Origin of the sequence: Daejeonella sp., assembly GCF_046590655.1 — a bacterium.
Taxonomy (GTDB): domain Bacteria; phylum Bacteroidota; class Bacteroidia; order Sphingobacteriales; family Sphingobacteriaceae; genus Daejeonella.
On sequence record NZ_JBKJUM010000146.1, the window covers coordinates 20,794 to 30,467 of the forward strand.

The 9,674-nt window shown below is 40.7% G+C and carries 9 protein-coding genes; 8 read left to right on the forward strand and 1 reads right to left on the reverse strand.

Annotated elements, in window-relative coordinates; translation table 11 throughout:
- Nucleotides 1-209: 209 nt before the first annotated feature.
- The 8 genes from ACLL8Z_RS13570 (at nt 210) to ACLL8Z_RS13605 (ending at nt 8,908) form a co-directional block, all read left to right on the forward strand.
- Complete coding sequence (locus tag ACLL8Z_RS13570; protein WP_411275325.1) at nt 210-1,088, forward strand: cell division protein FtsX; 879 nt, start codon at nt 210-212, stop codon at nt 1,086-1,088.
- A complete protein-coding gene (locus tag ACLL8Z_RS13575) occupies nt 1,088-1,324 on the forward strand; it encodes a DUF3098 domain-containing protein (protein ID WP_411275326.1) in 237 nt (78 codons plus the stop codon). The genes ACLL8Z_RS13570 and ACLL8Z_RS13575 overlap by 1 nt, the downstream gene beginning before the upstream one ends.
- Nucleotides 1,324-2,118: an undecaprenyl-diphosphate phosphatase gene (locus ACLL8Z_RS13580; RefSeq protein WP_411275327.1), complete on the forward strand. Its 795-nt coding sequence runs from the start codon at nt 1,324-1,326 to the stop codon at nt 2,116-2,118. Before ACLL8Z_RS13575 ends, ACLL8Z_RS13580 begins: the two co-directional genes overlap by 1 nt.
- Complete coding sequence (truB, locus tag ACLL8Z_RS13585; protein WP_411275328.1) at nt 2,118-2,843, forward strand: tRNA pseudouridine(55) synthase TruB; 726 nt, start codon at nt 2,118-2,120, stop codon at nt 2,841-2,843. Before ACLL8Z_RS13580 ends, truB begins: the two co-directional genes overlap by 1 nt.
- 125 nt (nt 2,844-2,968) lie before the next feature.
- Complete coding sequence (locus tag ACLL8Z_RS13590) at nt 2,969-3,910, forward strand: bifunctional riboflavin kinase/FAD synthetase (RefSeq protein WP_411275329.1); 942 nt, start codon at nt 2,969-2,971, stop codon at nt 3,908-3,910.
- Between the two features lie 41 nt (nt 3,911-3,951).
- Complete coding sequence (locus tag ACLL8Z_RS13595; protein ID WP_411275330.1) at nt 3,952-4,998, forward strand: DUF2157 domain-containing protein; 1,047 nt, start codon at nt 3,952-3,954, stop codon at nt 4,996-4,998.
- Between the two features lie 311 nt (nt 4,999-5,309).
- Nucleotides 5,310-6,149, forward strand: a complete 840-nt coding sequence (locus ACLL8Z_RS13600; protein WP_411275331.1) for a TIM barrel protein — start codon at nt 5,310-5,312, stop codon at nt 6,147-6,149.
- A gap of 59 nt (nt 6,150-6,208) precedes the next feature.
- A complete protein-coding gene (locus ACLL8Z_RS13605; RefSeq protein WP_411275332.1) occupies nt 6,209-8,908 on the forward strand; it encodes a PQQ-dependent sugar dehydrogenase in 2,700 nt (899 codons plus the stop codon).
- Between the two features lie 42 nt (nt 8,909-8,950).
- On the opposite strand, the gene ACLL8Z_RS13610 is transcribed toward ACLL8Z_RS13605, so the two are convergent.
- Nucleotides 8,951-9,484 (reverse strand): YceI family protein, encoded by a 534-nt coding sequence (locus tag ACLL8Z_RS13610; protein ID WP_411275333.1) that lies wholly within the window; start codon nt 9,482-9,484, stop codon nt 8,951-8,953.
- Nucleotides 9,485-9,674 lie beyond the last annotated feature (190 nt).

The following is a 9,674-nucleotide window of genomic DNA, read 5'->3' on the forward strand; positions in this document are numbered from 1 at the left end:
TAAGTTATACGTTATAAGTCTTCCCTCAAACGTACCCAATGGAAGCAACAAACGTCCAGATTAAGTGCTCGGCTTTCCGTCATCTAAGTATTACGTAAAACGTACAACGTATAACTCCATTCCCCTTTAACAATTTTTAACTTCATATTAATATTCATATTACTACGTTTATAAAGTGAAATCTTTATTTTCGCGGATATAATCTTTTTATGGAAGAATTCGAAGCAAGCACCTCATCCAATAAAACTAAAACCATATATGTTTCCACGGTGATCAGCATAGCTCTGGTTTTGCTAATGACAGGTCTGCTTGGATTGATACTGGTTCACGCTAAAAATCTTTCAAATTATGTGAAAGAAAATATAGTATTAAACATAATTGTAAATGAAGGTGCTAAGGAAGTTGATATTACCGCATTACGGAAGCAACTTGACGCGAACCCATATGTTCTAAAAACTCAATACGTAAGTAAAGAACTTGCTGCAAGAAATCTTACTAAAGATCTGGGTGAGGATTTTGTGGAATTTTTAGGTTATAACCCATTATTATCTTCTATTGACGTTTATATGAAGGCTGATTATGCCAACAACGCCAGCATTCAAACCTTCACTTCGCAGTTGAGCAAAAATCCACTGGTTAAAGAAGTTATCTATCAAAAATCACTGATTGATATGGTAAACCAAAATATCAGAGGTATCGGGTTGGTTATCCTCGCCTTTGCCGGCATTTTGTTGATCATTGCCGTTGCACTAATAAACAACACTATCCGCCTGGCAATTTATTCTCAGCGCTTTCTGATAAAGAGTATGCAGCTTGTAGGTGCCACAAGGGGGTTTATTCGGAAACCATTTTTAGCCTATGGAATCTTTCACGGTTTGCTTGCTGGCTTAATCGCTATTATTTTGCTTCTATTAACCTTATATTTTGCTCAGAAGCAAGTTCCAGAGATGATTATTTTAAGAAACTGGTTCGAATTTTCTATAGTTTTCTTGGGGGTGATCGGTATTGGAATACTGATCTCGGGGCTCAGCACCTATTTTGCAGTAAGTAAGTTCCTCCGTTTAAAAATACATGACCTTTACAGATAATGGCACAGAAAAACACACCGGTTAAAGAAACCAAGCAGGAACCCTTTGTGTTCCAAAAAAGCAATTATATGATGTTGATCCTCAGCATTATTGTAGTAATTCTGGGTTTTATTATCATGGCCGGCGATACGGACATTTATAATTCAAGCAAAATTGTACTAGCTCCAATCATCGTTTTGATCGGATTTGCTATTGGCTTTATCGCTATTCTTAAAAAACCTGCTAAGAATAGTTAATGACAATCTTTCAGGCCATAATTCTGGCAATCATTGAGGGTCTGACTGAATTTCTACCTGTTTCTTCAACCGGTCATATGATTCTGGGTTCATCATTGATGGGAATCCAATCAGACAACTTTGTTAAGCTCTTCACTATTGCTATTCAGCTGGGAGCTATTCTCTCTGTTATCGTCCTATATTTCAAGAGATTTTTTCAATCTTTTGACTTCTATTTTAAACTGCTTGTTGCTTTTATACCTGCTGTCGTTTTTGGTTTGCTTTTGAGCAACAAGATCGACGAACTCCTCGAAAGCCCCCTTACTGTAGCAATTGCACTTCTGATTGGTGGCATTATCCTCCTTTTCGTCGACAAATGGTTTAAGAACGGAACCATCGATGATACCAGTGAGATAAAATACGCTACAGCCCTGAAAATTGGCCTGTTTCAGTGTCTGTCCATGATTCCCGGTACATCCAGATCGGCGGCGAGTATCATCGGCGGCATGAGTCAGAATCTAACACGGAAAGCGGCAGCAGAATTTTCGTTTTTCTTAGCAGTTCCAACTATGTTTGGGGCTACTGCGAAGAAACTTTACGACTTTTATGACGACGGTTATGTGATCAGCGCAGAAGAAGTCAGGCTATTAATAATCGGCAACATTGTAGCATTTATAGTGGCCATGCTCGCAATAAAATACTTTATAAGCTTCCTACAGACACGCGGTTTCCGGCTGTTCGGTTGGTACAGGATCATTGTTGGAGGAATTCTGATAATTCTACTCCTCTCCGGCTATGATCTTCAAGTGATCTGATGAACGAAATTACATCGAAAGAATTCCGTGAATTCAATTTTTCCGAGGGCGAAATGCTTCTTATCAATAAACCGTATAAGTGGACAAGTTTTGATGTTGTGGGAAAGATCCGCAATGCATTTAAACCAATTAAACTTAAAGTTGGGCATGCAGGAACACTTGATCCGCTTGCAACAGGCCTCCTGATTATATGTACTGGAAAACTGACCAAAAAGATTGATGAATTCCAGGCACAGCAAAAGGAATATACTGGCACAATGATCCTGGGCGCATGCACCCCGTCATATGATATGGAAACTGAGGTTAATGAGACTTTTGAAACAAGCCACATTTCGGACAACTTATTGCATGAGAACACCAAACAGTTTATCGGCGATCTGGATCAATTGCCGCCCGTCCATTCTGCTGTTAAGGTCGGTGGAGAGCGTCTTTATCTGAAAGCTCGCAGAGGTGAAAATGTGGAGTTAAAAACGAGAAAAGTGTCTATTAGCCAATTTGAAATAACGAGAATCGAATTGCCGGAGATCGAATTTAGGGTTGTGTGCAGTAAGGGTACTTACATACGCTCCCTCGTTTACGACTTTGGCAGAGCAATTGATAATGGAGCCTATCTGAGTGCTTTATGCCGTACAAAAAGCGGGAATTACAATGTGACCGATTCCTTTGGCGTTATGGAACTGGTCAATCATATTCGTGCCTTAAAAGAGCAGGATAAACTTAAATAACAGTCGAAAACATTAATTTTGCCGCTCCCTTCGAATCATGAAACCATCATGGGCATACCGCTAACAAACAGCAATGATTATGTTCATGATAGCTTCATCACCTATAAAAACACAATTGTATAACGATGAAAATATATAATCACATCGATGAATTTGTAAAAACCAACAATGCTGTGGTTACAATTGGCACATTTGATGGGGTTCATTACGGGCATCAGAAAATTATCAGCCGCCTGCAGGAAATTGCCCGTCAAAAGAAGGGGGAAACTGTTGTGCTAACTTTTTTCCCGCATCCGCGGATGATTCTTCATCCAGAAGATAAAGCGATTAAGCTTATAACCACAATATCTGAGAAAGCCGAAAGGCTTGAAAAACTTGGTATAGACCATCTCATTATTACACCTTTTACCCGAGACTTTTCAAACCTTTCGCCGCATGAATACATCAGTTATGTGTTAGTTGACAAGATCGGCACAAAGCAGATCGTAATCGGATATGATCACAGATTTGGCAAAGATCGTGAAGGCGGACTTGGCCATCTTCAGAAATACTCTGCAGATTTCGGCTTTGAAGTAGAAGAAATACCTGAACAGGATATAAATGATGTAGCCGTCAGTTCAACTAAGATTAGAAATGCAATTCAGGATGGGGATGTCAAAACGGCTAATGCTTTCTTAGGATATCATTTTCATCTCACCGGTAAAGTTATCAAAGGAGATCAGATTGGCCGCAGTTTAGGTTTCCCCACTGCGAACCTTTTCGTTGAAGAAACTTACAAACTAATTCCTTCTGATGGTATTTACGCTGTAAACGTGCAGCTTAGCCCTGCTATGGATGAAGAGAGGAGCTTCAACGGAATGGCTTATATAGGCCACAGACCAACAATCAACGGCATGACTCATAACATCGAAGTGAATATCTTCGACTTTGATGAAGACATTTATGGTAGTATAATTCGGATTAACTTTCTTGAATATGTTCGCGGGGATGAGAAATTCGATTCTATTGATGAACTCAAAGCGCAGCTCGCTAAAGATGAAATTACAGTCAGGTCTATCCTTGTCTGATCCAAAAAGCTTAAATTTATTCCCAAACCTATAAAAGCGAGTTGGCTAAATTAAATCTTGATAAGCAGGAAAGCGAGTTTCTGGATTCAACTATCCGGCAATGGAAGACAGAAGGGTTTATTGATTCAGAGACAGCCGAAATACTTAGCGCTTCTTACGAAGTTAAGGGTTTCGATTGGAAACGCCTTGCTCAATATTCATTTTGGGTGGCCCTGGCCTGCGGAATTATTGCAATAGCATCCCTTATCATCGATGATGCGGTGATCAAGTGGCTAGAAAAAGTTTATGATACTCCGGACATCATAATAAGCCTTGTTTCGGGTATGCTAGCCGGAGGGCTATTATATGAAGGCAGTAAAAGGAAAAAAAAATACCCTGAGCGAGTTTTTAGTAACGAGGCAATTATATTTTTCGGGATTCTTTTTACAGCTAGCTGCATAGCCTTCCTCGGTAAAACCTTCGATAATGGCAGCGGTCATTTCTCTATACTTTTCCTGCTTTCAGTATTTGTGTATGCCCTACTTGCATTAAAATTTCGATCTGGTCTTATATGGGCATTTGCCCTTGTATCATTAGGCAGCTGGTTCGGTACAGAAACTGGTTATCAAACCGACTGGAGCCATTACTTCCTTGGAATGAACTATCCACTGCGGTTTGTAGCATTTGGCTTATTATTGGTTTCTTTTAGCCTTGTGATGATTAAAATAAAAATAGTAAATGAATTTCAGGAGCTGACATATGTAATCGGCATGCTATATTTGTTTGTCTCGCTCTGGCTGCTTTCAATCTTCGGAAACTTCGGCACTCTTGAGGACTGGATGAAAGTAAAGCAGATCGAGCTTGTTTACTGGGGTATTATTTCAGTATTGACGGCCATTGCATTCACCATATACGGTCTTCGTAGAAAAGATTACATAGCCCGTGAATTTGGAATAACGTTTTTACTGATCAATCTCTACAGCCGTTATTTCGAATATCTATGGGATATCACAGATAAAACAATTTTTTTCGCTGCTCTGGCGTTATCATTTTGGCTAATAGGGAGGAAAGCGGAGAAGATATGGAATGTGGAGTTTCTGAAGAAATAATCAGAAGATGACAAGGAAGTAAAACAAAAGCGGCCGCTGCGCAAGGCTAAACGCAATTGCGCAAAGTACACGCTATTGCGCAAAGGTGCCAATCGACAGAAAATATTCTTAAATCCTTAACATTGTTTGACATGCTTAGCGTCCATTGCGACAACCTTAGCAACCTTTGCGTTAAAAAGAGGCGTCTAACAAGTTTGTACTATTTCACACTCAATGTTAAAAGGCGCGCGTTAAGAAAGAGGCGCTAATTTCGACCGATCATTTCCGTTTGATCTCTAAAATTCCTAATTTAACCCTCAAATTTATATCCTATGAAAACACGCCGTCATTTCTTAAAAACCGCTGGGGCTTTTGCTCTTGGTTCGATGATCCTGCCCGAATTTACTTTTGCCCTTGCAAAAATTAAAAATCCCGGCATTCAGTTATATTCTGTACGCACAGAAATGCTTGCTGATGCTAAAGGCACCCTGAAGCAACTGGCCGCTCTTGGTATTAAACAAATTGAGTCTGCCAGCAGTAGCAAAGGAAATTATTACGGACTGACAGGAAAGGAAATGAGAGACACCTGTAAGGAACTCGGTATGACCTTGAGAAGCGGTCATGTTTCCATTAATTCAAAATGGCAGCAAACTATGGAAGAAGCCGCCGTCGCAGGACAAGAGTATCTCATTTGCTCCAGTATGCCAAAATCCGGTCAAACTATAGACAACTATAAACGAACCGCCGAAATTTTCAACAAGAGCGGTGAGGAATGTAGAACTCTTGGCTTAAAATTCGGTTACCACAATCATGATTATGAATTCGATAAAGTAGATGGCCAGATACTGTATGATGTGCTGATGGATAACACGGACCCAAAACTTGTTCATATGGAACTTGATCTGGGCTGGGTTGTTGCAAGCGGCAATGATCCATTTGAGTACTTTAAGAAATATAAAGGTCGTTTCCCTCTATGGCATCTGAAAGACATGGATCTTCAAAAGAAACATAGTACAGAATTTGGCAAGGGAGGATTGGATATTCCAAAATTACTTAAGCACCAAAAAGAATCAGGGTTGAAATATTTCTTTATTGAACAGGAAGAATATGCTAAAACCCCGATGGAGAGTATAAAATACGATATGGACTATCTGGAGCGGATCAGAATATAACCTTCTCCATTTGTCGGTTTTCCATCTTTAATTGTCTCCCCCTTTCAGAATAAATATCTATGTTATTAAAATTAATCCCTGCGTTTTTCATCCTGTTTGGATGCAGTCTGGCTGTGCAGTCACAAAACTTGAAAAAACCCGAAGAAAACAGGTTTACAAAGGTAGTTTTAGCCCAGCGAATCGAAGAACCGATGCAGTTCCAGGTACTAAAAGATGGGAGAGTGCTTTTTGCTCAGCGCCATGGGAAACTGGAAGTTTTTGATCCGGCTACTGGAAAAGTCAGCCTGGTTGCAACATTCCCTGTAAGCACTCAGTATGTAAGCAAAACTGGGGAGGTTAGCGAAGGTGAAGATGGGTTGCAGGGGGTAATTCTGGATCCTGATTTTGAGAAAAACCATTGGATTTATGTTTATTATTCCCCAGCGGGATCAGAGCCGAAAAATGTGTTGGAACGTTATGAATGGCATGGAAAAGAATTGCTGCTCAATACGAAAAAAGTGGTACTAGATGTCCCTGTACAGCGTGAACAATGCTGTCATGTGGGTGGAGGAATGTTATTTGATAAAGAAAACAACTTATACTTAAGCACAGGCGACAATACTTTTTCAAGAGCTTCTGATGGGTTTACTCCTCTTGACGAGCGGCCAGGAAAATCCGGCGAAGACTCACAGAAAGGATCCTCAAATTCCAATGACCTGCGCGGAAAGATTCTGAGAATTCATCCGGAACCGGACGGAACTTATTCTATCCCCAAAGGAAATTTGTTTGGAGAGGGAGTGCCTCAAACCCGTCCGGAAATTTATACGATGGGAAACCGGAACCCCTGGCGGCTTACAATTGACAGCAAAACCGGCTGGTTGTACTGGGGTGAAGTGGGCCCTGACGGATCTCAGGATGATATAGAAAAGCGCGGTCCACAGTCGTATGATGAATTTAATATTGCTAAAAGACCCGGAAATTATGGATGGCCTTATTTTATAGGCGATAATAAGCCTTACCGGGATTATAATTTTGATACAAAAACTTCGGGTAGCTTGTTTGATCCCGCAAATTCCATAAACGATTCGCCCAATAACACGGGAATTAAGAATCTTCCACCTGCCCTGCCGGCGATAGTATGGTATGGAAAAGGTGCTAGTACAGAATTTCCACTACTGGGCACTGGAAGTAACAGCGCTGTTGGGGGCCCAATTTACAGGCTCCATAACTTTAACGATGCCAAACGGGCATACCCTTCATACTATGATGGAAAGTGGTTTGTTACGGACTTCGCACGCGGATGGATCAATGTCATCGAACTCGATGAAAACGGAGGATACAGATCGATGGAGCGCTTTCTTTCGGATCTTAAACTAAACGGCCCGCTGGATATGAAATTTGGTCCTGAAGGTGATCTATATGTAATAGAATACGGCAACGGGTATTTCAAAAATAATCCGGAAGCGGAGCTTATCCGCATTGAATATAATGGCGGCAATAGAAAGCCACAGGTGCAGGCTTCTTCCAGCAAAATAGCCGGTGCAATTCCTTTGAAAGTTAACCTTTCTTCTGAGGGCACCCGCGACTTTGATGAAGGAGATGTATTGAAATACGAATGGAAGGTGACCAGGAATGGCGCGGCTTATAAAACATTTACTCAATCGGCACCCACAATGACTTTAGCAAGTCCGGGTACCTATAAAGCTACACTTACAGTTACCGATCAAACAGGCGCGAAGAATTCAGAAACGGTAGAAATTAAGGCAGGAAATGAACCCCCTAAAGTAAATTTCACCGTACTGAGTGGCAATAAAAGTTTCTTTTTCCCTGGAAAATCTATTAAATATGCTGTTAGCGTAAACGACTCAGAAGATGGAAGCCTGCAAAATAAAAGGATATTGCCTTCCCAGGTGTCGGTTAGCGCAAACTATCTTTCAGAAGGTTTCAATCTTACAGAAGTAGCTCAAAAGCAAATAAGTACAGATGTTACCGCACAATTTGCAGGCGCAATGGCTATGATTAATAAAAGCGATTGCAATATTTGTCATGCAAAGGAAACCAAATCGCTGGGTCCTGCTTTTGTAGAGATCGCTAAGAAATATAAGGGGGATGTTGCAGCGCCGTCGAACCTTATTAAGAAGATTATTAATGGTGGGTCAGGTGTCTGGGGGCATACTATGATGCCTGCTCATCCAACAATGACTGACAATGATGCAAGAACTATCACGAATTATATTTTGAGTATGGCTTATCCGCCTCGCAGTGCTAAAAATCTTCCTGCGCAGGGGAGCTTCACAACAGTAGTGCCGGAGGGTGAAAATGTTGATGGCAGCTTCATTCTACGCGCAGCCTATAAAGATCGCGGAGCAAACGGCATGTCTAGCCAGACTACTGAAAAAATTCTCGTCTTACGGAGCCCTGTGCTTTCTGTAGCGGAAGCAAGTGAAATGAAAAATGTAAGCTTAAACGCTGACAAAACTGTGGCTATTGTTTCTGGCACCAATGCTTTTTTAAAATTTAGTAATGTGGACCTTACCTCTGTCAGCTACATAGAACTTATTGCTTTACGAGGCCGCACTCCTATCTCCCAACAAGCTAAAATAGAAATACGAACCGCTAGTCCTGACGGCAAGTTGATTGGTACCTTTCAGGTTGAAGGGGCTGAACAGCAACGGATACGCGCGGTATTAAATGAGCCCGCCGGAAGCACGGATTTGTATATTGTGTTTGCTGACGCGCCACTCAGAATTCGGCAACTAAGGTTGAGCGACCGGAAGTAATTAACAGGCTATCTGCAAATCAGATAGCCTGTTAAATTGTATTTATGCTTGTTTTGCAAACTGTGCGTTGATATTCAATTTAATTTCGTCGCCAACAACAATGGCACCTGCTTCGGTAACTGCATCCCAGGTCAGACCAAATTCTTTACGGCTTATTTTTCCGTTAATTTCGAACCCAGCTTTCTCATTACCATAAAAATCAGTAGCCGTTCCACCATATTCAACATTAAGTTTCACTGGTTTGGTTAATTCTTTAACGGTCAAATCTCCCTGTAAAAGATAGTCATCACCATTTTTTGTAAAAGAAGTAGATTTGAAAGCCAACTTAGGATACTTCACTGCATCAAAGAAATCGGAAGATTTAAGGTGTGTATCCCTTTGCTCCTGGTTAGTGTCAATGCTGTTGATATCCAAAGAGAAATCAATTTGTGCGTTTGAAAAATCATCGTTTTCAGTCTCGAAGCTACCGTCAAATGTTTTGAAAGTACCTGTTACTGTTGAGATCACAAGGTGTTTCACCTTAAAATGAACCTCTGAGTGTGTTGGGTCTATTGACCATTTAGTTTTTACTGACATCGTATAGTTTTTAGAGATATTCAAAAATATAACGATAGATGTTACAACATGTAATATTAGTGTAAAGATTAGAACAAGGAATAAGGAGTAAAGACAAAAGACGCTGGCCGGAGAAGATGCGCCAACATAAAATAAGCTGTGCGAAAAAAGAACCAGAATGTAAGTGCCTTACTTGTGTGAAGCAAAAACT